Origin of the sequence: Salinirubellus salinus, from assembly GCF_025231485.1 — an archaeon.
GTDB classification, from domain to species: domain Archaea; phylum Halobacteriota; class Halobacteria; order Halobacteriales; family Haloarculaceae; genus Salinirubellus; species Salinirubellus salinus.
Window position 1 is genome coordinate 1,006,642 of record NZ_CP104003.1, and the last position, 26,021, is coordinate 1,032,662.

Annotated in this window: 25 protein-coding genes; 18 read left to right on the plus strand and 7 right to left on the minus strand. The window is 70.5% G+C overall.

Annotated elements, in window-relative coordinates:
* The first annotated feature begins 38 nt into the window (after window positions 1-38).
* From N0B31_RS05580 to N0B31_RS05595, 4 genes are all read left to right on the plus strand, one after another.
* The gene (locus N0B31_RS05580; protein ID WP_260594866.1) at window positions 39-608 is read left to right on the plus strand and encodes a gluconate 2-dehydrogenase subunit 3 family protein; all 570 of its coding nucleotides are present in this window, start codon (window positions 39-41) and stop codon (window positions 606-608) included.
* On the plus strand, window positions 605-2,269 hold the full coding sequence (locus tag N0B31_RS05585; RefSeq protein WP_260594867.1) for a GMC family oxidoreductase: 1,665 nt from the start codon (window positions 605-607) through the stop codon (window positions 2,267-2,269). The genes N0B31_RS05580 and N0B31_RS05585 overlap by 4 nt, the downstream gene beginning before the upstream one ends.
* A 169-nt stretch (window positions 2,270-2,438) precedes the next feature.
* Window positions 2,439-2,876 (plus strand): hypothetical protein, encoded by a 438-nt coding sequence (locus N0B31_RS05590; protein ID WP_260594868.1) that lies wholly within the window; start codon window positions 2,439-2,441, stop codon window positions 2,874-2,876.
* Between the two features lie 160 nt (window positions 2,877-3,036).
* Window positions 3,037-3,510 (plus strand): type IV pilin domain-containing protein, encoded by a 474-nt coding sequence (locus N0B31_RS05595; RefSeq protein WP_260594869.1) that lies wholly within the window; start codon window positions 3,037-3,039, stop codon window positions 3,508-3,510.
* On the opposite strand, the gene N0B31_RS05600 is transcribed toward N0B31_RS05595, so the two are convergent.
* Together N0B31_RS05600 and N0B31_RS05605 are read right to left on the minus strand one after the other, a co-directional pair.
* Window positions 3,511-4,833, minus strand: a complete 1,323-nt coding sequence (locus tag N0B31_RS05600) for a cytochrome P450 (protein WP_260594870.1) — start codon at window positions 4,831-4,833, stop codon at window positions 3,511-3,513.
* Window positions 4,834-4,876: 43 nt separating this feature from the next.
* Window positions 4,877-5,365: a CopD family protein gene (locus N0B31_RS05605; RefSeq protein ID WP_260594871.1), complete on the minus strand. Its 489-nt coding sequence runs from the start codon at window positions 5,363-5,365 to the stop codon at window positions 4,877-4,879.
* A gap of 113 nt (window positions 5,366-5,478) precedes the next feature.
* Between N0B31_RS05605 and yqeC the strand changes: the two genes are divergently transcribed.
* The 3 genes from yqeC to mobA all read left to right on the plus strand — a co-directional run bounded on the left by yqeC (window position 5,479) and on the right by mobA (window position 7,210).
* Window positions 5,479-6,201 carry a selenium cofactor biosynthesis protein YqeC gene (gene yqeC / locus N0B31_RS05610; protein WP_260594872.1) on the plus strand — a complete coding sequence of 241 codons (723 nt, stop codon included), beginning with the start codon at window positions 5,479-5,481 and terminating at the stop codon, window positions 6,199-6,201.
* Window positions 6,198-6,482 (plus strand): hypothetical protein, encoded by a 285-nt coding sequence (locus N0B31_RS05615; protein ID WP_260594873.1) that lies wholly within the window; start codon window positions 6,198-6,200, stop codon window positions 6,480-6,482. Before yqeC ends, N0B31_RS05615 begins: the two co-directional genes overlap by 4 nt.
* A gap of 95 nt (window positions 6,483-6,577) precedes the next feature.
* On the plus strand, window positions 6,578-7,210 hold the full coding sequence (mobA, locus tag N0B31_RS05620; protein ID WP_260594874.1) for a molybdenum cofactor guanylyltransferase: 633 nt from the start codon (window positions 6,578-6,580) through the stop codon (window positions 7,208-7,210).
* 61 nt (window positions 7,211-7,271) lie between these two features.
* On the opposite strand, the gene N0B31_RS05625 is transcribed toward mobA, so the two are convergent.
* Window positions 7,272-7,937: an O-methyltransferase gene (locus tag N0B31_RS05625; RefSeq protein WP_260594875.1), complete on the minus strand. Its 666-nt coding sequence runs from the start codon at window positions 7,935-7,937 to the stop codon at window positions 7,272-7,274.
* Between the two features lie 227 nt (window positions 7,938-8,164).
* Here N0B31_RS05625 and N0B31_RS05630 point away from each other — a divergent pair, with 227 nt between their 5' ends.
* The 3 genes from N0B31_RS05630 to N0B31_RS05640 are packed head-to-tail and all read left to right on the plus strand — an operon-like array spanning window position 8,165 to window position 11,704.
* A complete protein-coding gene (locus tag N0B31_RS05630) occupies window positions 8,165-9,448 on the plus strand; it encodes a Single-stranded DNA binding protein (protein ID WP_260594876.1) in 1,284 nt (427 codons plus the stop codon).
* Entirely contained in the window at window positions 9,445-10,941 is a 1,497-nt protein-coding gene (locus N0B31_RS05635) for an RPA family protein (protein ID WP_260594877.1), read from the plus strand. Before N0B31_RS05630 ends, N0B31_RS05635 begins: the two co-directional genes overlap by 4 nt.
* 1 nt (window position 10,942) lies before the next feature.
* Window positions 10,943-11,704 (plus strand): metallophosphoesterase, encoded by a 762-nt coding sequence (locus tag N0B31_RS05640; protein WP_260594878.1) that lies wholly within the window; start codon window positions 10,943-10,945, stop codon window positions 11,702-11,704.
* Here the strand turns inward: N0B31_RS05640 and N0B31_RS05645 are convergent.
* Window positions 11,701-11,967, minus strand: coding sequence for a hypothetical protein (locus N0B31_RS05645; protein ID WP_260594879.1), 267 nt, complete (start codon window positions 11,965-11,967; stop codon window positions 11,701-11,703). The two genes, N0B31_RS05640 and N0B31_RS05645, sit on opposite strands and share 4 nt — an antisense overlap.
* A gap of 99 nt (window positions 11,968-12,066) precedes the next feature.
* On the opposite strand from N0B31_RS05645, the gene N0B31_RS05650 reads away from it, so the two are divergent.
* On the plus strand, window positions 12,067-14,964 hold the full coding sequence (locus tag N0B31_RS05650) for a DEAD/DEAH box helicase (protein ID WP_260594880.1): 2,898 nt from the start codon (window positions 12,067-12,069) through the stop codon (window positions 14,962-14,964).
* A 105-nt stretch (window positions 14,965-15,069) separates the two neighbouring features.
* Here N0B31_RS05650 and N0B31_RS05655 read toward each other — a convergent pair whose 3' ends face one another.
* Together N0B31_RS05655 and N0B31_RS05660 are read right to left on the minus strand one after the other, a co-directional pair.
* Window positions 15,070-15,243 (minus strand): hypothetical protein, encoded by a 174-nt coding sequence (locus N0B31_RS05655; RefSeq protein ID WP_260594881.1) that lies wholly within the window; start codon window positions 15,241-15,243, stop codon window positions 15,070-15,072.
* Window positions 15,244-15,279: 36 nt separating this feature from the next.
* Window positions 15,280-16,467, minus strand: a complete 1,188-nt coding sequence (locus tag N0B31_RS05660; protein WP_260594882.1) for an ABC transporter permease — start codon at window positions 16,465-16,467, stop codon at window positions 15,280-15,282.
* Window positions 16,468-16,647: 180 nt separating this feature from the next.
* On the opposite strand from N0B31_RS05660, the gene N0B31_RS05665 reads away from it, so the two are divergent.
* Window positions 16,648-17,586: an ABC transporter permease gene (locus tag N0B31_RS05665; protein ID WP_260594883.1), complete on the plus strand. Its 939-nt coding sequence runs from the start codon at window positions 16,648-16,650 to the stop codon at window positions 17,584-17,586.
* Between the two features lie 26 nt (window positions 17,587-17,612).
* On the opposite strand, the gene N0B31_RS05670 is transcribed toward N0B31_RS05665, so the two are convergent.
* Entirely contained in the window at window positions 17,613-19,793 is a 2,181-nt protein-coding gene (locus tag N0B31_RS05670; RefSeq protein WP_260594884.1) for an AAA family ATPase, read from the minus strand.
* Window positions 19,794-19,945: 152 nt separating this feature from the next.
* Here N0B31_RS05670 and N0B31_RS05675 point away from each other — a divergent pair, with 152 nt between their 5' ends.
* The 6 genes from N0B31_RS05675 to purD all read left to right on the plus strand — a co-directional run bounded on the left by N0B31_RS05675 (window position 19,946) and on the right by purD (window position 25,987).
* A complete protein-coding gene (locus tag N0B31_RS05675; RefSeq protein WP_260594885.1) occupies window positions 19,946-21,076 on the plus strand; it encodes a hypothetical protein in 1,131 nt (376 codons plus the stop codon).
* Window positions 21,073-22,140, plus strand: coding sequence for an ABC transporter permease (locus tag N0B31_RS05680; RefSeq protein WP_260594886.1), 1,068 nt, complete (start codon window positions 21,073-21,075; stop codon window positions 22,138-22,140). The genes N0B31_RS05675 and N0B31_RS05680 overlap by 4 nt, the downstream gene beginning before the upstream one ends.
* A gap of 3 nt (window positions 22,141-22,143) precedes the next feature.
* The gene (locus N0B31_RS05685) at window positions 22,144-22,842 is read left to right on the plus strand and encodes an ABC transporter ATP-binding protein (RefSeq protein WP_260594887.1); all 699 of its coding nucleotides are present in this window, start codon (window positions 22,144-22,146) and stop codon (window positions 22,840-22,842) included.
* A gap of 32 nt (window positions 22,843-22,874) precedes the next feature.
* Window positions 22,875-23,009: a DUF7128 family protein gene (locus N0B31_RS05690; protein ID WP_260594888.1), complete on the plus strand. Its 135-nt coding sequence runs from the start codon at window positions 22,875-22,877 to the stop codon at window positions 23,007-23,009.
* 75 nt (window positions 23,010-23,084) lie between these two features.
* A complete protein-coding gene (locus N0B31_RS05695) occupies window positions 23,085-24,509 on the plus strand; it encodes an FAD-dependent oxidoreductase (RefSeq protein WP_260594889.1) in 1,425 nt (474 codons plus the stop codon).
* Between the two features lie 176 nt (window positions 24,510-24,685).
* Complete coding sequence (purD, locus tag N0B31_RS05700) at window positions 24,686-25,987, plus strand: phosphoribosylamine--glycine ligase (RefSeq protein WP_260594890.1); 1,302 nt, start codon at window positions 24,686-24,688, stop codon at window positions 25,985-25,987.
* Window positions 25,988-26,021 lie beyond the last annotated feature (34 nt).

Here is a 26,021-nt window from a genome sequence, read left to right on the forward strand (position 1 = left end):
GAAACGCCTAACTTTAGGTCTACCTAATCCTCGGACAGATGCGACTGAGCCGTCGGGACGCGCTCGCGGCCCTCACGGGTGCTGGAATCGTGAGTGGGGGGGCGGCGGCCACACTCGCCCGCGACCAATCGCCGGACGCGAACCCGGACCGGGTTCCGGAGTTGGACGCGGACACGGTGCTCGACGAGGAGACGCTCGCGACGCTCGTGGCCGCCGCCGAGGTGGTGTTCCCGAGCGACGTGTCCGGTATCACGGCGTTCGTCTACCCCTACGTGACCGGGAAGGCGGGCGAGCGGCCGGCGTTCCGGGACGGCGTCGACGCCGCGACGACGACGCTCGAGACGTACGCCGACCTCTGGCGAGACGCGTCGTTCACGGCCCTCGGCCCCGCTGGTCGCGACGGCCTACTCCGCGAGATGGGCGTCCACACCGCCGACCCCGTGCCAGACGGTACCCACCCCGAGCGGGTCCGGTTCTACGTGGTGAACGAACTGCTCTACGCGCTCTACGCCTCACCGACGGGTGGTGACCTGGTCGGTATCGAGAACCCACAGGGCCACCCCGGTGGGACGGTGAGTTACACGCAGGGTCCGGGTGGGCGCCGGTGAGTGCGACCGACCGGACCCCCTCGGCCGAGGCGGACGTCTGCGTGGTGGGTGCGGGGCCGGCGGGGGCGCTCGTAGCCCGCGAACTCGCTCGCGAGGGGCACGAGGTGGTCGTCCTCGAGGCCGGCCCGCGGTTCGAGGACGCCGACCGCGAGGCCCGGATGGAACGGACCATCCGCCCGGCCTACGCCCCGGACTCCGTGTGGAAGATGGGCGGGCCGCGCGACGCGTATCGCTCCACTGGTGACCGGCACTACCCCCTGAACGCCGCCCGCGTGAAGGGCGTCGGTGGCTCCACGCTCCACTGGCAGGGGATGGTGATGCGACTGCACGAGTCGGACTTCCGGCGGGCGAGCGAGTCGGGCTACGGGGTCGACTGGCCGCTGTCGTACGAGGACCTCCGGCCCTACTACGCTCGGGCCGAGCGGGCGCTGGGGGTCGCGGGCGCCAGCGACAATCCGTTCGCGCCGCCGCGCGAGGAGCCCCACCCGCTCCCCGCGTTCGAGCCCTCCTACTCGGACGCCCTCTTCGCCGAGGCGTGCGAGCGAGTGGGCGTGACGACCCACTCGGTTCCGAACGCCCGGAACTCCGAACCGTACGACGGGCGCTCGCCCTGCGTGGGCTACGGCACCTGCAAGCCGGTCTGTCCCTCCGGCGCGAAGTACGACGCCAGCCACACCGTCCGGCAGGCCGAGGCACTCGGCGTCGAGGTGATAGACCGGGCGCCGGTCCAGCGACTGGAGACGGGGAGTGACCCCGGGCGAGTCGAGGCCGCCGTCTACGCAACCCCCGACGGGACGGAACACCGACAGACCGCACGGGAGTTCGTCCTCGCGGCCGGCGGGGTCGAGATCCCGCGGCTCCTCTTGCTCTCGGCGTCGCCGGACCACCCCGACGGCCTCGCCAACCGCTCCGGCGCGGTCGGGCGGTACTTCCACGACCACCTGTTCGCCGGGATGGGCGGGACGCTCGACCGACGGACCCGGCAGAACCACGTCGGCTTCCTCACCAGCGAGTCACACGCCTTCTACGACGAGCCCGGCCGGTCGACGACGGGGACCGCCGGCGGCGTCCCCGCGAGTGACGCCGCCCTCTCGGCGTTCAAACTGGAGTTCCTCAACTACGCCGGGCCGTCACCCGTCGAGATGGCGCTCTCGGCCGACGACTGGGGTGACTCGCTGCTCGCGTCGCTCCGGGGGGCCTACGGCACCCACGTCGGGATGGGGGGGCTGGTCGAACAGCCGCCTCGCGCGGCGAACCGCATCGCGCTCGACCGCTCGACGACGGACGACCACGGCAACCCCGTGCCGGACGTGCAGTGGTCGCTCGACGGCCGGACCAGGCGGACGCTCGAACGCGTCAACGAGGTGCAGGCGGTCGTCCTCGAGGAACTCGGCGTCGACGTCGACTGGCGCGTCGGCCCCGAGAACACCGGCCCGGCCTTCCATCACATGGGGACGACGCGGATGGGGACCGACCCCGACGAGAGCGTCGTCCGGCCGGACCTCCGCACCCACGACGTCGGGAACCTGCGCGTCGCCTCCTCCGCAGTCTTCCCCACGGGCGGGGCGACGAACCCCACGCTCACCATCGCCGCGCTCGCGCTGAAGTGTGCCGACCACGTCGCCGCGGCGCTCGAACCATCCGCCAGCGCCACCGGGTAAGCGGCCCCCTAACGTCGGAAACGGTCTGGTCCTTATATGCCGTCTGACAGCCAACCTTCACCTCGACCAACAGGACCGGCCGCCGCGTCGGTCCCGGTCGGGGAGCGTGATGCCACTCGGAGACCAACCACGGAGCGCGAGAGGGGTCGCCACAGCCGTGAGTGTGCTGATGGCCGTCGCCATCACCGTCGTGTTCACGTCCATCGTCGGCGTCTGGGCGCTGGGGCTCGGCGAACCCGTCGACTCACGGACGGTCGGGCCGAGCGCCGAACCGGACCTGCCCGACGCCTCGTTCTCGTTCACCTACCACCCCGACGACGGGGATGGGTTGCGGGTACGGTCCACCGGCGGCGACGCACTCCCGGCCGAGCAACTCGCTCTGGTCGTCAGGGACACGGAGGACGCCGACGGCCGGTACGCCTTCACCGACTCGCTCGGGGCGGAGCGTGGTCCCTTCGAGACGCAACAGCAGGTCCGACTGGACGCGTCGGCGGTGGGCGCCGACGGCGAGCTGGCTCTCGACGCGGCCACGGTCCGCGTGGTCTGGACGAGTCCGGACGGAAGCCGCTCGGCGACGCTCGCCATCTGGGTCGGCCCGGACGCCTGAGCGTCGAGACGCGGTCGGGTGACCCTTTCCTCCGGCTGGCCGTTTCGAGAAAGTAGTCGCCACGGCAGTTTATATGGCCCAGCACACAACTTCCGGGCGTTCACGTACGAGGTGTCCCGGCGGCACGCCGGGACAGCTGGGTGGGCGTGGAGGAAGACAGATGCAACTCAAACGACTGTTCACGGCTGAAGATGCCGTCTCGCCGGTCATCGGGGTCATCCTGATGGTCGCAATCACCGTCATCCTCGCGGCGGTCATCGGGACGTTCGTACTGGGGTTGGGGAACGGGCTGGACAACGACGCGCCGCAGATGTCGTTCACTTTCCAATACAACGATGGGACGGATGACTCACTTGATGTGACGTTCGAGGCCGGGAATCCGGTGGACGCCGAGCGACTGTCGCTCGTCGTCAACGGTGCGAGTGCTGACAACGGACGATTTGAATTCACCAGCACAGAGTTAGGGGCCTCTCCCGGGCAGTTCGGCGCCGGGTCCTCAGTGACGCTCGGGCCTAGTGGTGGGAGCCTCGACCTCTCCTCCGCCACCGTCAAGGTCGTCTGGGAGAGTCAGAACACCAACCCCGACGCCCAACGCACCGCGACCGTCGCCGTCTGGACCGGGCCGAGCGCTTAATCAGCGTTCCCGCACCGTCAGCTCCACGTCCGTCCCGGGCTGGAGCGTGACGGCGAACGACAGCGGCAGTTCACCGGGTGGGTCCTCGAACCGGACGCGACGGCAGAGTGTCGCCAGCGCGGCCGTCAGCTCGAGGCGGGCGAAGCGCATCCCGATGCAGTGGCGCGGGCCGCCGCCGAACGGGAAGTAGGCGTACTCGTGGCCGTGCGGGTCCTCGTCGCCGAGCCACCGCTCCGGGCGGAACTCGTCGGGGGCGTCCCACCACCGCGGGTCGCGCTGGACGATGCGCTGTGGGAGGACGAGCGTATCCCCCGGGTTCAGGGCGTAGCCCCGGAGCCTCACCTCACGGGTGGGTTCGCGGAGCACCATGTAGACCGGCGGGAACAGGCGCAGGCTCTCCTCTATGACGGCGCTCGTGTACGCCAGCGCCGGGAACTCGTCGACGGTCGGCTCGCCGTCGACGGACGCCGTGAGTTCCTCGTGGACCCGCGCCTGCACCTCGGGGTGGTCGGCGAGGAGGTAGCAGGTGTAGGTGAGCGCGAGCGACGTGGTCTCGTGGCCGGCGAAGAGGAACGTGACCAGCTGGTCGGCGAGTTCGCGGGCCGTCAGGTCGCCGTCGTCACGGGCCCGGACGAAGAAGGTGAGGAGGTCGGGCGGTGGGTCCGGGTCGGCGCGGCGAGCGGCGACGAGGTCCGCGACAGTGGCCTCGAAGGTGTCGAGCTGTGACCGGAAGCGGCGGTCCTGCGGGGTGGGGACCCAGTTCGGGAGGAACGTGACGAGGCTGGTCGCGTCGAGTCGTTCGTTGATGGCGTCGGCCGTCTCGCGGACGACGCGTGCCGTCTCGGGGTCCTCGTCCACGTCGACGCCGAACAGGGTGCGGGCGAGTACGGCGAGCGTGAGTGCCTTGCTCTCCTCGTCGAGGCGCACGCGCTGGCCGTCGACCCAGTCCTCGGCGAGCGAACGGGCGCCCTCGACGGCGAAACTCGCGTACTCCTCGACGCGCTCGCGGTAGAACGCGGGCTGTGAGAGCGTGCGCTGGCGGCGCCACTGCTCCCCCTCGGTGAAGAACAGCCCCTCGCTCCCGAAGGAGCCGCTGGTCTCGCGGACGGCACTCGCCTTGCGGAAGTCGTCGCGGTCGTCGACGAGGATGCGCTTCACGTCCTCGGGGTGGGTGACGTAGTGGAACGACCGCCCCGCGAGGTCGACCCGGACCACGTCGCCGAGGCGGTCGACGTGCTCGGCGTGGAAGCCGGCGGGGTCCCGGAGGTACTGGACGGTGTTGCCCAGCACGGGGTGTCCGGGGGGCGTCGGCGGGGATGCCATACGCGTCGTTACGGCCGGGCGGACAAGAGTACGGCGACGGGCGTCAGGCGATACCGTACATCGCGAGCAGGCCGGCGTCGACCAGCAGGAGGACGGCGAGGACGGCCGCGGCCTGGTAGAACGGCTGGGCGTCACGCGCGGGGGTGCGGACCTTGTCGGCGTCGAGGCCGTCGCGCATCTTCGAGCCGCCGACCTCGAGGAGACCGACCATCACGAGCCACAGGCCGAGCATCGCGAGGACGAGGTAGCCGGGGAGCGACCCGAGGAGCACATCGAACGTGTAGTAGGCGCCGGCGAGGTGGCCGCCGGTGAGGAACAGGAGGACGGCGCTGACCCGCGTGAGCGTGGTGAGCCGGGAGGAGATACGCGAGAGCGGCTCGGGACGGATATCGCCCGAGACCCCGTTCGGGAGGACCGCGAGCGCGAAGAGGATGACTGCCCCGGTCCAGAGGCCGGCGAAGACGACGTGGACCGTCTGCATCGTGGCGTCGAGGATCGGATTCGTCTGCAACAGCAGCTCGGGGAGTACCATACGGCTTCCCGCGGGGGGCTGGCACCTGAAACTCCCGGTCGCGGCACCGCACGTCCCGTGGGTGGAGCCGCCGACGCCGTGGGGTTCTTGCCGCTCCTCCTCGCACCGCCGACATGGACCTCGTCGACGCCCTCGACGCACGTGGCCTCGTCTGCACGGTCGGTGCGGGCGGGAAGAAGACCACCTGCTACACGCTCGCGGCGCGGCACGACCGGGCCGTCGTGACCGCCACCGTCCGAATCCCCGTCTTCGACGACCGTGTCGCACGCGTCGCGGTGACCGACGACCCGGTCCGCGCCGTCGACGGGAACGCCGACTGGCCGCTCGGACTCGTGCCGGAGCGGCACGACGAGGTGCGCTACGCCGGCTACGAGACCGGGGCCGTGGACCGGCTCGCGGCCGCCACCGACTGCGACGCCGTGCTCGTGAAGGCCGACGGCGCACGCAACCGGCTGTTCAAGGCGCCCGGTGACCACGAACCACAGATCCCGGCCGCCACGGACACCGTGCTCCCCATCGCGAGTGCTCGCGTCGTCGGCGAACCGCTGACCGAGGAGTTCGTCCACCGACCGGAGCGGGTCGCCGCCATCGCCGGGCTCGACGTCGGCGACGAGCTCCGCCCCGAACACGTCGCCCGCGTCCTCGCCAGCACCGACGGTGGGCTGAAGCGCGTCCCCGACGGTGCCACCGCCATCCCCGTGGTGAACATGTGTGACGACGAGGTACTGACCGAGCGAGCACGTGTCGTCGCCGAGCGCGTCCACGAACTGGCCGACGTGCCGCGGGTCGCCCTCAGCCGGATGGATCTCGGGCAGGTGGTCGACGTCGTCGAGTGAGCGGACGGCGGTGGACGACTGGCCGTTCGTCACCGAGCCACACCCCCGCCGAGCACTACGCCGAGTGGGACGGGAGCGACGTGACGGTGGACGGTGAGACGTACACGGTCGAGTCGCGGACGGATCTCGAGGACCCCGTCGAGCTGGTGGCGAGCTACCGAAAGCGGGTCAGAAAGGACGGCGAGACGCTAGCCGAGGTGGAGACACCCCTCGCGCTCGTCCCGAGACGACAGTTCGAACTCCTGTTCGAGGTGGTGGGCTTCTCGGAGTGGTCGTTCTAGGGTGGGTTCGACCGCGCGCCACTCGAGTCCTCGGCACAGGAACTGGTCGCGCTCGCCCGGAAGTAGTTTGCCCGCGGGGGCCGCACGTCCGGGCGATGCCGACTGGCGTGATACTCGCTGGTGGCTTCTCCACGCGGTTCGACGGCGGCGACAAGGCCGTCGCCGAACTCGCCGGGAAGCCGATGGTGCGCCGGGTCGCCGACCGCCTCGCGCCGGTCGTCTCGACACTCGTCGTGAACTGTCGGGGCGAGCAACGCGAGAGTATCGCCACGGCGCTGGAGCGCTACCCCCACGAGGTCCGGTTCGCCGTCGACCCGGAGCCCGACGCGGGACCGATGGCGGGCATCCGGACCGGACTCAGGGCGGTGACCGACGAGTACGCCGTCGTCGTGGCCTGCGACATGCCGTTCGTCGACCGGGCATTCGTCGAGTCCCTGTTCGACCGGGCGGCCGGCCACGACGCCGCCGTCCCCGAGGTCGACGGCTGGTACCAGACGACGCAGGCCGTCTACCGGGCAGCGCCGATGGCCGACGCGTGTGACCGTGCCCTCGAGCGTGGCGACTCGAAGATCCTCGCGCCGCTCGATGAACTGGACTGGGTGGTCGTCGACCACGAGACGCTGGCCGAGCGGGGGTGGCTCGAGACGTTCGAGAACGTGAACACGCGGGCGGAGTTACGCGAGGCCGCCCGCAGCGTAGCCTCGGACCGACGGAACGGGGAGCGATAGTGAGCCGCGAGGCCGAGCGGCGCCCACCCACGGAGTGAGCAATCGGCGCAGGACAGAGCGGTCAGCGCACCCGTGGGGCGACGAGGAGACCCTCGTCGACCGGCAGGAGGTACGGCTCGAACTCCGGGTCGGCGTCCACCCGTCGCAGGAACCCCGCGACGGCCTCCGTACGAGGGGTCGGGGCCGGCTCGCCGTCGAGCGTCGCGACGAGGCCGGCGGGGGTCAGGACGTCCCCGTAGACGGCGACGTTGTCGGCGAGGAGCGCCCCGCCCGGCGCGACGAGTTCGCGGACCGCCTCGAAGCCACGGCCGTAGTCGGCGGTGTCGTGATCGAGGACGACGAGGTCGAACGTCCCGGGGAGGTCTGCGGCGAGTTCGATGGCGTCCCCGTGGCCGTAGACGGCGTGGTCGGTGAGGCCACCGCGCTCGAAGTACTCGCGGGCCGCACGGAGGCGCTCGGTGTCGCGGTCGGTGAGGACCACGAACCCGTCCTCGGGGAGCGCGCGAGCCATCCAGTACGCCGAGTAGCCGAACCCGGAGCCGAGTTCGAGGATCGAGCGGGCACCGGAGAGGCGGACACAGAGCGCGAGCGTCCGACCAACCGCCGGGCCGACGGTGGGGAACGACTCGCGGGCAGCGCGGGCTTCCATGTCGTGGACGACGTCGTCGACGGGCGGACCGAAGCGTTCGAGCAGCCGCCCGACGGCGTCGTCGTGGAGAGGTGGCACGGTCCGGCGTGGGTGGCGTGGTGGCTTGAGCGTTCCCGCGGGGGTTCGTTCGTCACTCACTCCGCTCGTGCGGTCCACGCCTGCCCCTGCTCGCAACTCCGCGGGCTCCCGTGGTCGCTCACGCAGCTCACGGGTCGCGTGCGCTCCCCGTTCGCTCTCTCGAGGTCTCACTCCGTTCGACCTCGTGGCGGGCACACTTTTAAACGGCCACGCCCAAGCCGCGGACGATGAGTCTCGAAGACCGCGCCGAGGAACTCGCCTCCGACCTCGGGCAAGACAAAGAGGAGGTCGAGCAGGCACTGGAGAACCTCGTCCAGTACAGCGTGCCGCTGGACGAGGCCGTCCAGAGCGTCCGCCGGAAGTACGGCGGTGACTCCGGTGGCGGCGGCGAACCGACGCGGACGGACATCGGCGACGTGACGACGGAGACGTCCGGGAACGTCACCGTCGACGCCCGTGTCCTCACCGTCGGCGAACGCTCCATCTACTACAACGACGAACTGCAGGTCATCCGCGAGGGCGAACTCGGGGACGAGACCGGGAAGATACAGTTCACCGACTGGCACGGGTTCGACCTCTCGCCGGGCGACTCGATCACCGCCGGGAACTGCTCGGTCAGGGAGTTCCAGGGTAAACCACAGTTGAGCATCGGGGAATCGACGACCATCGGCTTCCGCGACGAGACGGTCGAGACCCCGTACCGCGTCGGGGGTGACCGCACGCTGGCCGAACTGGAGACCGGCGACGGCGCCATCAACGTCGAGGTGCAGGTCGTCGAGGTGGAGACCCGGCAGGTGTCGGGTCGGGGCGACGAACCCAAGCCCATCCTCTCGGGCGTCGTCGCGGACGGGTCGGGGCGGCTCCCGTTCACCGACTGGGAGCCGGCCGACCACGCCGGCATCGAGCAGGGAGCGTCCATCCGCATCGAGAACGCCCACGTCAAGGAGTTCCGCGGCGTGCCGCAGGTCACCCTCACGGAGCACTCGCGCGTCGAGGCACTCGACACGGCCGTCGAGGTGGCCGAGGAAGCCCCGCGGATGACCGTCTCCGAAGCGGTCGACAGCGGCGGCGTGTTCGACGTCGAGGTCACCGGGTCACTGCTCGGGGTCCGCGACGGCTCCGGCCTCATCCAGCGCTGTCCGGAGTGCAACCGCATCATCCAGAAGGGGCAGTGTCGCTCACACGGGCAGGTCGACGGCTACTACGACCTGCGGGTGAAGGCCATCCTCGACGACGGGACGAGCGCGCTGACGGTCGTCCTCGACGACGAACTCACCGAGCGCGTCTACGGCGGCGACGTGGAGGACGCGCAGGCACACGCCCAGGACGCGATGGACACGGAGGTCGTGGCCGAGCGGATCGCCGACAACCTCGTCGGCAAGGAGTACCGCGTCCGCGGTGACCTCTCCGTGGACGACTACGGCGCGAACCTCGACGCCACCGAGTTCGAGGAACTCGAGGAGGACCCGACCGAACAGGCTCGGGCCTTCCTCACGGAGGTGGACGCATGAGTGCAGACGGCGGCCCGGGCAACCGCGAGGTCGCCTACCGCGTCTTCGCTGCGGAGTTCGAGGACGCCACCGTCTCGTTCAAGGAGAGCGACGAGGAGCGTGCCCCGAACTACGTCATCTCGCCCACCGGTGGTCGTCTGAACCGACTGTTCAGCGTGGGCGTCTTCACCGAGAAGGCAGAGGTCGGCGGCGGACAGATGCGCGCCCGCATCAACGACCTGACCGGCACCCTCGTCACCTACGCCGGGCAGTACCAGCCCGGCCCGCTGGCGTTCCTCGAGAACGCCGACCCGCCTGCGTTCCTCGCGCTGACGGGGAAGGCACGGACCTTCGAACCGGACGACGGCGACCGTATCTACTCCTCGGTCCGGCCCGAGTCGGTCAACGAGGTGGACGCCGCGACGCGCGACCGCTGGGTGGTCCGGACCGCCGAGCAGACGGTCGACCGCGTCGGGTCGATGGCCGCCGCGCGGCTGTCGAACCTCCGTGGTGAAGCGCTCCGCGAGGCGCTGGTGGATGCCGGTCTCACAGAGAGCCTCGCGGCCGGCACCGCCATCGCCGTCGAGGAGTACGCGCCGACCAGTGAGTACCTGCAGGCTCTTCGGACCCGCGCCGTGCAGGCCGCCGAGGTCGTCGCCGGCGACCGCGACGAGGTCGAGCGAGTCGATCTCCGACCGACGGAGGGCGACGACGACCGCGCCGTGCTGGCCGAGCTGGCGACCGTCGACCTGCCGGAGGGGGAGGCCACGCCGACACCCGAGCCGGAGTCGGAACCAGAGGCCGAAGCCGAACCCGAGCCATCGACCGAACCCATCGCGGCCGACACCGCCGGCGGCGGGTCGGCCGTCTCGGAGCCGGAACCGGAGACCGAGACCGGATCGAGCACGGAGCCCGTGGTCGAAGCCGGAGCTGAATCAGAAGCCGCGGCGGAACCGGACCCCGAGCCGGAGCCCGAACCAGAGGTCGAACGGTCGGTCGAGCCCGAACCGGAGACCGACGCCGAGCCGGAACCGGAGCCAGCAGCCGACTCCGAGCCTGCCGAGGCCGACGCGGCCGTCGACGACGACGAGTTCGAGGAGTTCGAGCCGGGCGAGTTCGACCTCGACGAGGAGGAACGCGAGGAGGTCGAGGAGCAGTTCGGGACCGACTTCGAGACGGCCTCGGAGTTCGATCCCGACGAGGAGTCGGTCGAACCGGAGACCGACGCCGAGCCAGAACCGGAACCCGAGCCGGAGCCGGAGCCGACCGAGGCCGAGCCGGAGGAGACCGAGACAGCAGTCGCGGAATCAGCTGGCGACGCCGACCCCGGCGACGTGGTGGTCGACGTCATCCGCGAACTCGACGGCGGCGACGGCGCCGAACGCGACGCCGTCGTGGAGGCGCTGTCCGAACGGACGGGCGCGGACGCCGAGGCGGCCGACGAGGCCATCTCGGACGCGCTGATGAACGGCGAGTGCTACGAGCCGGACGACGGGATGCTCAAGGCTATCTGACGTGCCCGTCGAACCCCTGCCGGGGGAACCGGCGGCCATCGCGGACTGCGGGGCCGAACGCCTCCTCGTCGTCGCCGACTTCCACGCGGGCCTGGAGGTGGCGCTGCGGCGCGAGGGTGTCGAGTTACGCTCGCGGGCGACCGACCGCCGCGAGCAGGTGCGCTCGCTGTTGCGGGCGTCGGGCGCCGACGGCGTGCTCTTCCTCGGTGACCTCGCGAACGCCATCGGGACACCGGGAGAGGAGGAGACTCGCGAGTTGCGGGAGCTCCTGACCGCGCTGACCCGGCGGGTCCCCGTGACGGTGACGAAGGGGAACCACGACGGCGACATCGAGACGGTGGTCGAGGCGGTGAGCGAGCGCCACCCGGTCCGCGTCGTCGACGGCCCCGGCCTCCGCATCGGGTCGGTCGGATTCGCCCACGGCCACACCTGGCCCGCCCGCGAGGTACTCGACGCCGAGACGGTCTGCGTGGCCCACGAACACCCGGTCGTCAGGCTGGAGGACGAGGTAGGTGGCGCGCGGATGGAGCGGGTGTGGCTTCGGGGGCGCCTGGATCCCGAGGCGTTCGCCGACCGGTACGACGAGCCCCCCACGGTGACGCCGGACCTCGTCGTCTGTCCCGGGTTCAACGACCTCTCCGGCGGGACGTGGGTGAACGTCGAGGGCCAGTCGTTCCTCTCGCCGTTCCTGCCCGATGGGCTGGCCGACGGGGAGGCGTACCTGCTCGACGGGACGCGACTCGGCGACTACCGCCGGGTCTAGAGGAACGCGACGAGCGTCGTGCCCACGAGCAAGAGGAACGCGACGAGGACCATCCCGAATCGGAGGTCGAACGACTCGGGCGCACCGCGTTCCTCGCCGCTTCCCAGCGCGTACGCACCGCCGACGGCGACGATACCGCCGACCAGCAGGGAGAGCGCCCCGGCGAGGCTGACCCGGCCCGCGAGGAGCGCGGGCACCTCGCCCAGCGCGAGGAGGACGCCACAGCCGGTGAACAGGAGCCAGTAGGCGCGTTGGTAGTTCACACCCGCTCGACGGTGCCGGGGCTGAAAGCCCTTCCCCAGTCGAGCGTCGCGACGGCCGGGAGCGGTGTCCTCAAGAGTCTCGCACCCCACGTCCGGGTGATGAGTGACGGCGACGTCGCGGCCGGGATGGACGCGTTCTCGCGGCTCTCCCAGCCCGTGCGCGATGCGCTCTCGGAACGGGGGTTCACGACGCCCACCGAGCCACAGCGACGGGCGCTCCCCCCGCTGACCCGTGGACAGGACGCGCTGGTCATCGCGCCCACCGGCTCCGGGAAGACGGAGACGGCGATGTTGCCCGTGCTGTCGGCGATATCCGAACGCGAGCCGACACACGGCTTCCAGGCGCTCTACGTCACGCCGCTACGGGCGCTGAACCGCGACATGCGTGAGCGACTGGAGTGGTGGGGCGAGACGCTCGACATCGAGGTCGACGTGCGACACGGCGACACCACGGACTACCAGCGCCAGAAGCAGTCGAACGACCCGCCGGATGTGCTCGTGACGACGCCGGAGACGCTGCAGGCGATGTTCACCGGCGAGAAGTTACGACGCGCGCTGGCGGACGTGGAACACGTCGTCGTCGACGAGGTCCACGAACTCGCCGCCGCAAAGCGGGGCGCGCAGTTGGCTATCGGCCTCGAGCACCTCCGCGAGTACGCGGGGTCGTTCCAGCGCATCGGGCTCTCGGCCACGGTCGGTGACCCCGGCGAGGTGGGGAAGTTCCTCACCGCCGGCGGCCCCTGCGAGGTCGTCGAGGTGGACGTGGGCAGCGACGTGGACGTGCGCGTCGTCGAACCGGAAGTCACCGCCGAGGACGAACGCGCCGCCGGCCAGCTCCTGACCGACGCGACGGTGGCGAGTCACGTCCGGAAGATCGACGAACTCGTGCGGACCCACGAGTCCGTCCTCGTCTTCGTCAACACCCGCCAGACCGCCGAGGGGCTCGGTTCACGACTGAAGGAACTCGGCACGGACATCGGCATCCACCACGGGAGCCTCTCGAAGGAGGCCCGTATCGACGTCGAGGACCGGTTCAAGTCGGGAGAACTCTCGGCGCTGATGTGCACCTCCTCGATGGAGCTCGGCATCGACGTGGGGCGTATCGACCACGTCGTCCAGTACCAGTCGCCCCGCGAGGTGGCTCGCCTGCTCCAGCGCGTCGGCCGAGCGGGCCACCGGCGCGACGAGACCTCCTCGGGTACCATCATCACCACGCGTCCGGACGACACGTTCGAAGCCTGCGTCATCGCCGCACTGGCCGAGGCCGGCGACGTCGAACCCGCGGACATGCACCTCGGGAGTCTGGACACCGTGGCGAACCAGATCTGCGGGTTGCTGATGGGGATGGGCGAACTCAGCGCGATGGAGGCCTACGAGATCGTCACGCGGGCATACCCGTTCCGCCACGTCACCGAGCAGCAGTTCCGCGAGGTCGTTCGGGAACTCTCCTCCAACCGATGTCTCTGGCTGGAGGAGGACGCCGACCGCATCGAGAAGTCCCGCGGGACGTGGCAGTACTTCTACAGCAACCTCTCGATGATACCCGACGAGGCGAACTACGAGGTGAAGGACGTCGCCTCGGGGCGCACCGTCGGGACGCTGGCCGAACGGTTCGTCGTCAACTTCGCGATGCCCGGCGAGGTGTTCATCCAGGGCGGCGAGATGTGGCGCATCAACAACGTCGACGAGGAGGAGGAGGAGGTCAACGTCGCGCCCGTCGAGGACCCCGGCGGCGAGGTGCCGTCGTGGGTCGGCCAGGAGATTCCCGTGCCGTACGACGTGGCACAGGGCGTGGGGCGACTGCGCGGGGACGCGATGGCCAGACTGGGCGAGGGGACCCGACCGGAGGGAGCGTCTCCGAACGAGCGAGCGGAGAGCGCGGGCGACCCCCGGACCGGCGAGAGCGTCGATACGGTGGCGCGCTGGCTCACGAGCGAGTACCCGACCGACGGCCACACCGCGGCCTCTGCGCTCTCGCAACTGGAGCGCCACGAGGGGCCGGTCCCCGACGCCGACACCATCCTCGTCGAGTTCTACGGCCGCGAGGTCGTCGTGAACGCCTGTCTCGGGCACAAGGCCAACGAGACGCTCGGCCGGCTGCTCTCTGCACTCCTCGGCCAGCAGACCGGTGCCAGCGTCGGGATGGAGGTCGACCCCTACCGCATCGAACTGGAACTCCCGCGGGGGGCCAGCGGGAACGACGTGGTCCGCCTGCTCCGCGAGACCGACCCCGCACACGTCGAGGGGCTCATCGAACTCTCGCTGAAGAACGCCGACGCGCTGAAGTTCAAACTCGCGCAGGTCGCCACGAAGTTCGGCGCGCTGAAGGACACGAACAGGCCCGGCCCGCGCCGGTTCGGGAAGAACCGCCTGCTCGAGGCGCTGCGCGACACGCCCATCTACGACGAGGCGGTGCGCGAGGTGCTCCACGAGGACCTCGACGTCGACCGGGGGAGCGACGTCCTCCGTCGGATCCAGTCGGGCGACCTCGAACTCGTCCGGCGCAACGAGCGGACCGCCATCGGCCTCGACGGGCGCTCCTCGGGGCAGGAACTCCTCAGCCCGGAGAACGCCGACCAGTCGGTCATCGACACGGTCCGCGAGCGACTCCACGAGGACCGGGTGTTGCTCGCGTGTCTCCACTGCAAGGAGTGGGACCGGACCCAGCAGGTGAAACGGGTGGCCGAACAGCCGGAGTGTCCGAAGTGTGGCTCGACGCAGGTGGCGGCGCTCAACCCGTGGGCCGACGAGGTGGTGCAAGCCGTGCGGGCGAGCGAGAAGGACGAGGAACAGGAGAAGATGACCGAGCGTGCCTACCGGTCCGCGTCGCTCGTCCAGAGCCACGGCAAGCAGGCGGTGCTCGCACTCGCCGCGCGTGGCGTCGGCCCGCACAACGCCGCACAGATCATCAACAAACTCCGGGAGGACGAGGACCTGTTCTACCGCGATATCCTGACGAAAGAGCGGCAGTACGCGCGGACGAAGTCCTTCTGGTAGAACCAACCTTTCCCGCTCGGGTGCGCCTCCGGCGCACCGCTCGCGCAAAACTTTGGATCCAAAAACGCCGTTCGCTTCGCTCGCGCGGATGCCAGGGGTATCCGGTCACTCCTCCTCGTCGAACTCCGCCTGCATCTCCTCGATGAGTTCGCGGGCTTCCGCGAGTGCCTCCTTGCCCTCACCGACGGTCATCTCACCACGTTCGACGGCGCGGATTATCTCTTCGACGCGGGCGATTCGCTCCGCCGTCGTTGCCTCGTCGACGTCGTTCTCGGTCACGCCCGCTCTTCGACGGCCCCGGTGAAAGGCCTGTGCTCACGAGTCGCGGGGGTCGAGCGCCCCCCGCAGGGCGTCGCCGAAGAGGTTGAACGCGACGGCCGTCAGCGCCAGCGCGAGCGCGGCCTCCGTCGCCACCCACGGGACCTGTGTGAAGTCGAACTCGGTCGTCCCGAGGCGGACCAGTTGCCCGAGCGACTTCGAGTAACGCTCGCCAAGCCCAAGGTAGCCCAGACTCGCCTCCGCGAGCAACAGCGTCGGGACCTGTATCGTGACCGCGGTGAGGACCGTGTTCGAGACGTTCGGGAGGAGGTGGTCGCGGACGACGCGGAGCCGACCCGCGCCGGCCGCCCGTGCGGCCCGGACGTACGACTCGCGCTTGCGCTGTCGCACCTCGCTCCGGACGACGCGGGCGATGCCACCCCACGACAGCAGACCGAACACGAGGACGACGAGGAACAGCGACCGCCGCAGGAGGTAGACGGCGACGAGGTAGACGAGGATGGCGGGCACGGTCTGCTGGATGTCGACGTAGCGCATCAGCAGGTCGTCGACGGTCCCACCGAGGTAGCCCGCGAGCGTCCCCACCGTGACGGCGATGGGGACCATCAGCATCGAGGCGACGAGCGCCATCAGGAGGCTCACCTGTAACCCCTGGACGAGCCGGTGGAGCATGCTCCGCCCGAGGTTGTCGGTGCCGAGCGGGTACTGCCACGAGCCGTGACAGAGCGACCCGTCGACGCTCGTCCGGCCGACGCACTCGAGGACGGTGGTCGACTCGACCGTCGTGTAGACCGGGGGCTGGAACTCGACAGCCGGGTCGATGGTCGGGTCCCCGAGGAGCGCCGGTCCGAGCGCCCCGCCCACCACGAACACCACGAGGTACGCGAACGAGGCCAGCGCGAGCGGGTCGCCACGGAGGTCACGCCACGCGCGCCGGGCCAGCGCGGGGGTCCGCACGAGCGGCAGGACCACGACGACGGCGAACACGAGGACGGACAGCGCGACCAGCCAGTCGAACCCCGTCGGGTCGAGGCGGACTCTGAACCCGAAGATGGCCTCGTTCACCAGTTTCTCCCCCGGCGGGACGAACGCGTAGTGGTAGCCGAACAGCGTGAGGAGTGCGACGAACGGCAGGACCAGCGCCGACCCGGTGGGGAGGCGCGGTCCGTCGGCCCGCACCTCGGCCCAGTCGACGGTCTCGAGCGACGCCTCCTCGCGGCTCATCGGCTCCGGCGGCGGCGAGGCGGTCGCGCTGCGACGGGGCGGTACATGGGCCCAGCGTCACGGAGGTGAGTAGAAAGGGCTCCGGTCGGTGAAAAACCGACTTGCGTAAACGGTATCTGAGGGGTCGTCCTCGTGGTGGACGATTCGGATGGTTCGAGGAACCGCGCCTGGGTGGTCCGCGTGTCGGTGAGCCTCCCGTGGCTCGGCCGCCGACTCGCCCTCTCCCTGTTCGCCGCCTATCTCGTCGTCTCCGTGGCGTTCGGCTTCGTCGCCCTCACGCCCGACCCGAACGAGGGAGCCGTCGCCTACGAGGTCGCTCGGCAGACCGGCGGGAACGACACGGCCGTCGCGGCGGCCCTGGCCGACTACCGAGAGGCGCGGGACCGTGACGAACCCGTCGTCGACCGGTACCTCGCGTACCTCGAGAACACGGCGACGCTCCAGTGGGGGGTGTCGTTCAGTCGCGGGCGACCCGTCTCGGCTGTCGTCGCCGACGCGCTCCCCGTGACCGGCCGGTACGTTGCCCTCGCCCTGGTGTTCTCCACGGTCGGAGGGCTGGCGCTGGGCGTCTACGGCGCGTTCGGCGCGGGGTCGCTCGGCGACCGGACCCTCTCGGTCCTCGTCTACGGACTGTTCGGCCTCGCGAACTTCTACGTCGTCGCGGTCCCGCCGTTCGACACGCTCACCGAGGGGTCGACGATGCGCACGGTACTCGGGCCGGCGTTGTTGCTCTCGACGACGCTGCTCGCCGGCCAGCTCCGGTACGCGAGAGCGACGTCGCTCGAGTACCTCGAGCGCGACTTCGTGAAACTCGTCCGGGCGACGGGTGGCGGGACGCTCCGTGTCGCACGGCACGTCGCACGCAACGTCGTGGTCCCGCTCCTCTCGTTGTTCTTCTCGGAACTGTTCGCCGTCCTCGTGCTGGAGGCGTTCGTCATCGAGGCGGTGTTCGGGCTGCCGGGACTGGCGTCGGTGACCCTCGACGCGGTGAACGCGCGGGACCTGCCGCTCGTCGTCGGCGTGACGGTGGCCGTCGCGTTCGCCGGCATCTCCGCGAACTTCCTGCAGGACCTCGCGCACCGACTGCTGGACCCGCGAGCGGGCGACGAGGTGGCCTGAGCGGGCGTGCGGGCTGGCCGTCCGCGTCAGTCGACCTTCGACCGCTCCACGGCCTCGCGAGCGGCCGCGAAGTGGTCGGCACCGACGACGATCTCGTCGGCACGCTCGTTGGCCTCGGCTGGGCCGACCTCGCGTGCGAACTCGCGGATGGCGCGCATCGACGCCTCGCGGACGAGCGCCTCGAGTTCGGCCCCCGAGTAGCCCGCCGTCTCGGCCGCCAGCGACGCCACGGAGACGTCCTCGGCGAACGGCTTGCCCGCGCCGTGGACCTCGAGGATGGCGCGCCGAGCGGCCTCGTCCGGGAGGGGCACCTCGACGTGTGACTCCAGCCGTCCGGGGCGCAACAGCGCCGGGTCCAGCACCTCGCGCCGGTTCGTCGCCGCCAGCACCACCACGTTCGGGTTGTCCTCCAGCCCGTCCATCTCGGTGAGCAGTTGCGAGACGACTCGCTCGGTCACCTCGTGACCCTCGCCGCGACGCCCGGCGATGGCGTCGATCTCGTCGAGGAAGACGATGCTCGGGGCGGCCTGACGTGCCCGGTCGAACACCTTCCGGACGGCCTTCTCGCTCTCGCCGACGTAGCGGTCGAGCACCTCCGGCCCGTTGACGTGGATGAAGTTCACCTCGCTCTCACCGGCGAGCGCACGGGCGAGCAGGGTCTTGCCCGTCCCGGGAGGCCCGTAGAGCAGGACGCCCGAGGGCGGGTCGGTCCGCGTCACGTCGAACAGGCGGTGGTACTGGAGCGGCCACATCACCGCCTCGGTGAGCGTCTGCTTGGCCTCGTCCAGCCCCCCCACGTCGGCGAAGGTCGCCTCGGGCGCCTCGGCGACGTACTCACGCATCGCGGAGGGCTCGACGCTCTTGAGCGCCCCCTCGAAGTCGGCGGCCGTGACCTCGCGCGTCTCGCGGTACTCGCGCTCGCGGATGGCGTTCATGCCGGCCTCCTTCGCGAGCGACTGGAGGTCGGCGCCGACGAAGCCGTGGGTCCGGGCGGTGAGGGCGTCGAGGTCGACGTCCTCGGCCAGCGTCATCCCCCGGGTGTGGACGTCGAGGATCTCGCGTCGCCCGTCGGCGGAGGGCGCACCGATCTCTATCTCGCGGTCGAAGCGCCCGCCGCGTCGCAGGGCGGGGTCGAGCGTGTCGACGCGATTCGTCGCGCCGATGACGATGACCTGCCCACGCTCCTCGAGCCCGTCGAGGAGGGTGAGCAACTGCGCGACGAGACGGTTCTCCATGTCGGCGTCCTCGTCGCGAGAGCCGGCGATGGAGTCTATCTCGTCGATGAAGATGATGGCGGGCTGGTTCTCGGTGGCCTCCTCGAACTTCTCGCGGAGGCGTTCCTCGCTGTCGCCCTTGTACTTCGAGACGATCTCGGGGCCGTTCACGACGACGAAGTGGGCCGCCACCTCGTTGGCGACGGCGCGGGCGATGAGCGTCTTGCCCGTCCCCGGCGGGCCATGGAGGAGGACGCCCTTCGGCGGCTCGACGCCGAACTGCTGGAACAGTTCCGGCTCGGAGAGCGGGAGTTCGATCATCTCCCGGACGAGTTCGAGCTCCTCGTCCAGCCCGCCGATGTCCTCGTAGGTGACGCCGTACGCGCCGGTGGCGCGCCCGGGCTCCTCGGGGGACTGGCTCGGCGACTCGGCCCCGGCACCGGTCTCGGGTTCGGGCGTGTCGACGCGCGAGGTCCCCGTCCGCGACGGCCGGACGCGTTTGCCGTCGTCGGTCTTCCCCACCAGCGTCACGTCGGTCCGGTCGGTCACCCGGACGGTGCCGTCGGGGCTCGTGGCGGTCACCGTCGCCCTGACGCCGAGTCGCTCCAGCCGGACGGTCTCGCCGGCTCGGAGCGGGCGGTCCAGCAGGTCCTCGGCCACCATCTCCCGGAGGTCGTCGTCGGTCAGGGTGGCGGGTACCTCGACCCGGACGTCGGAGGCGTCGGCCACGGCCACCTGCCGGACCGTCACCGAGTCCCCGATGGTGACCCCTGCGTTCGCGCGGGTGTCGGCGTCGACTCGCAGTTCTCCCTCGGGACCGCTCCCCGGCCACACCTTCGCCACCGTCGCCCGGTCCCCCTCGATGACGACGGTGTCGCCGCTGAGGACCCCGAGGGCCTTGCGTGCCCCTTCCGGGAGGCGGGCCACCCCCCGGCCGGCGTCGCGCTTCTCGGCCCCCCGGACCGTCAGGGTCACCGAGCGTGAATCGTCCATACCCCCGGTTGGGAGCCCCGCCGCATTACGCTTTCCCGGAGTGCGTGGGGACGGCGTGGAGGGGTTCCGACCACCGGACGGCGACACCTCTAAACCGCCGCCACGTGTCCGGCCCGAGTGTGCACCCCGCCCCCTGCCCTCGCTGGTCCCGTGTGAGCAGCGAGGGACGAGCGGGCCCTCGTGCCGACGGGGGCGTAGCCAGCGTAGACGCCGGGTCGCCCGTCCTCGTCGTCGGCGCCATCGCGCTCCTCCTCGCCGCCGTCGGTGGTGCGGCCCTCCTCTCGCTCCCCGACGACGAGACGACGACCGAATCACGCGAACCGCTCGACGGCGTCCCGAGCGAGGTGGACTACGTCGGGTACGTCGACACCGACACCTACCGCTCCGACGCTGACGCCGCTCACGCCACCGACCGCGCCCTGCGGTTCCAGTCGCTCGTCCAGTTCTACGACGGCCCGCCGTTCCGCGAGTCGTTCGCCCTCGGCGTCCGCGAGTCGGCGCTCGACACGACGGCCGTCCGCGAGGTGACGTACTTCGGCCGACACGACTCCGGCTACGAGGCCCGCATCGTCGTCGGGAACTGGACCGCGGCGGACCTCGCGGCGGCCGTCGAGGCCGACGCGAACGTCACGCTCGAGCGGAGCGACCTGAACGGGACGACGCTCTACCGGGGCGGCGGGCTCGCCGTCGCCCGTCTCGGGAACGACTCCGCGAACACCGTCCTCGCCGTCGGCAACGAGACGGCCGTCCGGGACGCACTGGAGGTCACGACGGGGGAGGCCGAGACCGACGGTGTCGCCGGTCCCCTCCGGAGCGAGTTCGAGGAGCGCGAGGGGTACGTCCGGTTCGCCTATCGGTTCCGCCCGTTCCGCGTCCCAGAGTACCCGTTCGTGGGTGGGGCCGTCGAGTCGGTGGAGTACGTCTCGAGCGAGTACGTCCTGAACCGTTCCACGACGGCCGCGGCGGGCACGGCGACACCATCCGCCGACCCCCCCAACGTCAGCGTCGCCATCGACATCACGACGGCCGACGCCGAGTCCGCCCGGTCGGTCCGGACCATCATGAACGCGGGCGTGACGTTCTACCGTGTGGAGTCTCGGAACGAGACGCTGCGCGACGAACTGGCGACGGTCGACGTCCCCGAGGCAGAGGGACGGAGCGTGACGTTGCGTTACGAGTCCTCGCCCCGGATGCTCCGGGTGCTGGTACGGGGGCTCTTCCGCTACCAGCCCGAACCGTCCGGCCGTCTCGTCGTCGACACGCGGGCGGAGGTGCGCCCGTGAGCCTCCGGACGGTCCTGAAGAAGGAACTTCTCTGGAGTCGTCACCGGATCGTCGCGCTCCTGTTCGTCCTGGTGCTCCTCCCCGGTGCGTTCGCCGGGTCGTCCGTCTTCTTCCAGTCCGTGCTCCCGCGAGACGCCCCCGTCGCCGTCGTCGGGAGCGACGACGTGACCGAGGACGACCGGGCCGTGCTCGAGGCGTCGCTGGACCTGTTCTCGAAGCCGCGCGCCTACGACTCCCGCGAGGCCGCGTTCCGGGCGCTCGAACGCGAGTCCGTCTACGCCGTCGTCGACATCCCCCCCGGCATCGCCGACCCGGACGTCGAACGGGTGAACGTGACCGTGACCATCGACGGCGACACCGTCCCGTATCGCGAACCCAGCGGGGCGCTGGTGACCGTCGTGAGTCGGTCGCTGAACGCGAACCTCGAGAAACGGGTGCACGTCCAGCGCGAGGTCAGGGGGGCGGAACGCAAGCTCTCGTCGTACCTCGTGCCGACGTTCCTGCTGATGCTCGTCTCGACGCTGGCGCTCGCGTACCTGCCGTACAACCTCGCCCGCGAGGAGGCCGTGGTCGACCGCCTGCGCGTGGAGACGTCGCTCTCGACGGTACTGGTGGGGAAACTGCTCTTCTTCGCGGGCCTGCTGGCAGTGCCGATACTGGTGTTCGCGGCCGCGGCCGCCGGGCTCGGCTACGACCTGAACGTGTTCGCTCCCGGCGCGCTGTTCGCGTACCTCGTGACGTTCCTCACGCTCGGCGCCGTGGCCACGTCGGTCACCTTCGCCAGTCGGTTCTCGACGACGGGGCGGCTGGCGAACGTGCTGGTCCTGTTCTTCGTGTTCGGGTTCTCGGGACTCGTCTACCCCGCGGGGTTCTTCTCACCCATCCGTCGGGAGGTCATCCGCCGGGTGCCGACCCACTACGCGGCCGTCCTCGCCCGTCGGACGACGTTCGAGGCCGTCCCCACGGCGGCGTTCGTCGAGTGGATCGCGGGGCTCGCCGTCGTCTGTCTCCTCTCGTTCGTGCCGATGGTCGTCGCGGTGCGGTACTACGAACGGAGGGCCTGAGCCGTGGTCGACGACGCCACGCCGGCCCCCATCGAACTCCGTGCGGTTCGCAAGCGCTACGGCCGACTGGTGGCCGTCGACGGCGTCGACCTGACCGTGGAACCGGGGACGTTCCACTGTCTCGTCGGGCCGAACGGCTCGGGCAAGACCACGCTGTTGCGGATGCTGCTCGGCCTGACCGAACCGAGCGCCGGCGAGGTCAGCGTGCCCGACGTGTCGCTCGGGACGGCGTTCCAGCGCCCCTCGCACTACGAGGACCTGACCGTCGCGGAGAACCTCGAGGTGTTCGGCGCGCTCAGCGGGGCCGACCCGGACTGGAGCGACGCGGTGCTGGAACGGTTGGGCCTCGACGTCGTGAGCGGCCGCATCGCCGGCGACCTGTCGGGCGGGTACAGCCGGAAGTTGGACCTCGCGCTGGCGCTCTGCAAGGAGCCGGCGTACCTCCTGCTCGACGAGCCGCTCGGCGACCTGGACGACGTGACCAAGCGCCGACTCGTCGAGTTCCTCGGCGAGTACCGCGACGCGGGCCACGGCGTCGTCGTCTCGACGCACAACCTCGAGCAGTTCGCCGACCACGTCGACCGCCTGACGCTGGTCCACGAGGGGCGCGTGCTCTACGACGAACCGCGCGAATCGTTCCCAGCCCGGGACCTACAGACGTTCTACGTCGAGCGCGTCCTGTCGGCGGTCGAGTCGGAGTAACGCATTTGTCGTCACGCCACAGTGTACCACACATGGTCGCCGTCACCGAGCGCGAGGAGGTCCGCTGGTACGAGTGCGAGAAGTGTGGCCTCCTGTTCGACGTGAAGGAGGACGCCGAGCAACACGAGGCCAACTGCGACGCCGAGGAGCCGAGCTACATCCAGTGAGGCCGGTTTCCGCCGCGTCGGTGGCGGTGTGCACACCCGGCGACGATTGATATCCCCACCCGACGACCGACCGGTATGACCGACACCTTCGTCGTCGTCGGGGGCGACGCCGCCGGGATGAGCGCCGCGAGCAAGGCCAAGCGTGACCACCCCGACCTCGAGGTCGTCGTCTTCGAGAAGGGGGAGTGGGTCTCCTACGGCGCCTGCGGGATGCCGTACTACGTCGAGGGAACCGTCGCGGACCTCGACGAGTTGATCTCGCTCACGCCGGAGGAGATAATCGAGGACCGGGACATCGACCTCCGGCGGTTCCACGAGGTCGTCGCCGTCGACACCGTGGCCCGGACTGTGACGGTCCGGAACGAGGACGGGACGTTCGAACAGGGGTACGACCACCTGCTGCTGGCGACGGGCGCAGCCCCGACGACACCGCCGGTCGAGGGGGTCGACCTCGACTGCGTGTTCACGCTGAGTTCACTCGACGACGCCGAGGGCATCCGCGAGGCGCTGGAGGCCGAGGAGGTGACCGAGGACCTCGTCGGGTCGAGTGAGGGTGCGGTGGTCCAGTTCATCCGGGACCGGGACCCGAAGCGCGTCGCCGTCGTCGGCGGCGGGTACATCGGCCTCGAGATGGCCGACGTGCTACGGACGCGTGGCTGCTCGGTCCACCTGTTCCAGCGGTCCGACCACGTGCTCTCGCACTACGACGAGGACGTGGCGACGGTCGTCGAGGAGCATCTCCGGGAACACGGCGTGACGCTCCACCTCGGGTCGGCCGTCGAGGGGATCGAGGGCGACGCTGCCGGCGACGCCGAGGCCGTCGTGGCCGAGGACGGCCGGACCGAGGTGGACATGGTCGTCCTCGGGACGGGGGTCAGGCCCCGGACCGCCCTGGCCGAGGAGGCAGGTATCGACCTCGGGCCGACGGGGGCCATCGCCACGGACGAGTACCGCGAGACGTCCGCGCCGGACGTCTACGCCGCGGGCGACTGTGCGGAGGCCGTCAACGTCGTCACTGGCGAAGTCGACTACGTGCCGCTGGCCCTGACGGCGAACCGGCACGGCCGCGCCGTCGGGCAGACCGTGGCCGGGACCCCGACGCTGGCCGGCGGCGTCGCCCGGACGGCCATCTCGATGGTGGTCGAGATGGAAGTCGCACGGACCGGTATCACCGACGAGGACGAGGCGCGCGAGTACGGCTTCGACCCCGTCTCGCGGACCGTGACCACGAAGTCACGGTCGGGCTACTATCCGGGGTCCGAACCGATCACGGTCCACATGACGGCCTGCCGGCGGACCGGGCGGTTGCTGGGGGCGTCCATCGCCGGGACTGACAGAGCGGGCAAGCGGATCGACACCGTGGCCGCCGCGCTCCACGAGGAGGCGACGGTGGCGGAACTGGAGCGGTACGACCTCGCCTACGCACCGCCGTTCTCGCCGGTGTGGGACCCCGTACTCACCGCGGCGAAGGTGCTCAACAGCGCCGTCGAGGGGGAGTAGGGCGAACAGGCGGTCGGTTGGCTCCGGAGGGAGCCACGCGGTACCGGGACGGGTGACCGCACACCCGCTGGACCGTCCCGGTCGGTGGTCAGCGCACGGCGGGCCTGCTGCGGCCTCCGGTTTGAACCCTCGGCCGGAACGGAACCGTTAGGTGCGACCCGACGGCTCTCTCGTGCATGAGCGAGACCGTACTCCTCGTGGGCGGTGGCGGCCGTGAACACGCCATCGCGCACGCCGTCGCGGACAGCGCCGACGCCACGCTCTACGCGTGTGCGTCGAACACGAACCCCGGTATCCGGAGACTCGCCGCTGGGTACGAGAACGTCGACGAGACGGACCCCGAGGCCATCGTCGCGTACGCCGAGTCCGTCGACGCCAGCCTCGCGGTCATCGGTCCGGAGAGCGCCCTGCAGGCCGGTGTCGCCGATGCCCTCGACGAGGCCGGCGTCTACGCCTTCGGCCCGCAGTCCGAGGAGGCCCGCATCGAGACGGACAAGCAGTTCCAGCGGGAGTTCATGGAGGCCGAGGACATCCCCGGCTGTCCCGGGTTCGAGGCGTTCGAGTCGGCGGACGACGCCGCGGCCTACATCGAGTCCATCGACCACGACGTGGCGGTCAAGCCACGCGGTCTGACCGGCGGCAAGGGGGTCCGCGTCACCGGCGACCAGGTCACTCACGAGGAAGCCATCGAGTACGTCCGGGAGTCCGGCCACGAGGAGTGGGTCGTCGAGGAGCGACTCGTTGGTGAGGAGTTCACCGTCCAGGCGTTCGTCGCGAACGGATCGGTCCGCGTCTCCCCCGCCGTGCAGGACCACAAGCGCGCCTACGAGGGTGACGAGGGACCGAACACGGGCGGGATGGGGTCGTACTCCGACGCCCGGTTCGAGCTGCCGTTCATGAGCGGCGAGGAGTACGACGCCGCCGTCGAGGTCGTCGAGGCCACCGTCGAGGCGCTGGACGGCTACAAGGGCATCCTCTACGGGCAGTTCATGCTCACGAGCGAGGGACCGAAGGTGGTGGAGTTCAACGCCCGCTTCGGCGACCCGGAGGCGATGAACACGCTGCCGGTGCTGGAGTCGGACTTCGTCTCGCTGCTCTCGGCGGCCCGTGACGGCGAACCGCTCCCGGAGCTCACGTTCGCCGCCCAGGCCACCGTCTGCAAGTACGCCGTCCCCGAGGGGTACCCGACCGACCCCGTCGCGGGCGCCGAGGTGAAGATCGACGAGGCCGGTGCGGAAGCGGTCGGCGCGCGCCTGTTCTACGCCAGCGTCGACGCCCGCGAGGACGGTATCTTCACGACCACCTCGCGGTCGTTCGCCGTCGTGGGCGTGGCCGACAGCATCCGCGAGGCAGAGGAACTCGCCGAGGCGGCGCTCGCCGAGGCCGGCGAGGAGGGGCTACGGGTCCGACACGACATCGGCACCGCCGACCTGCTCCAGCGGCGCGTCGACCACATGCGCGAACTCCGGTCGGACTGAGTTCACGCATTCGTTACATTCTGTTGAAACTTCC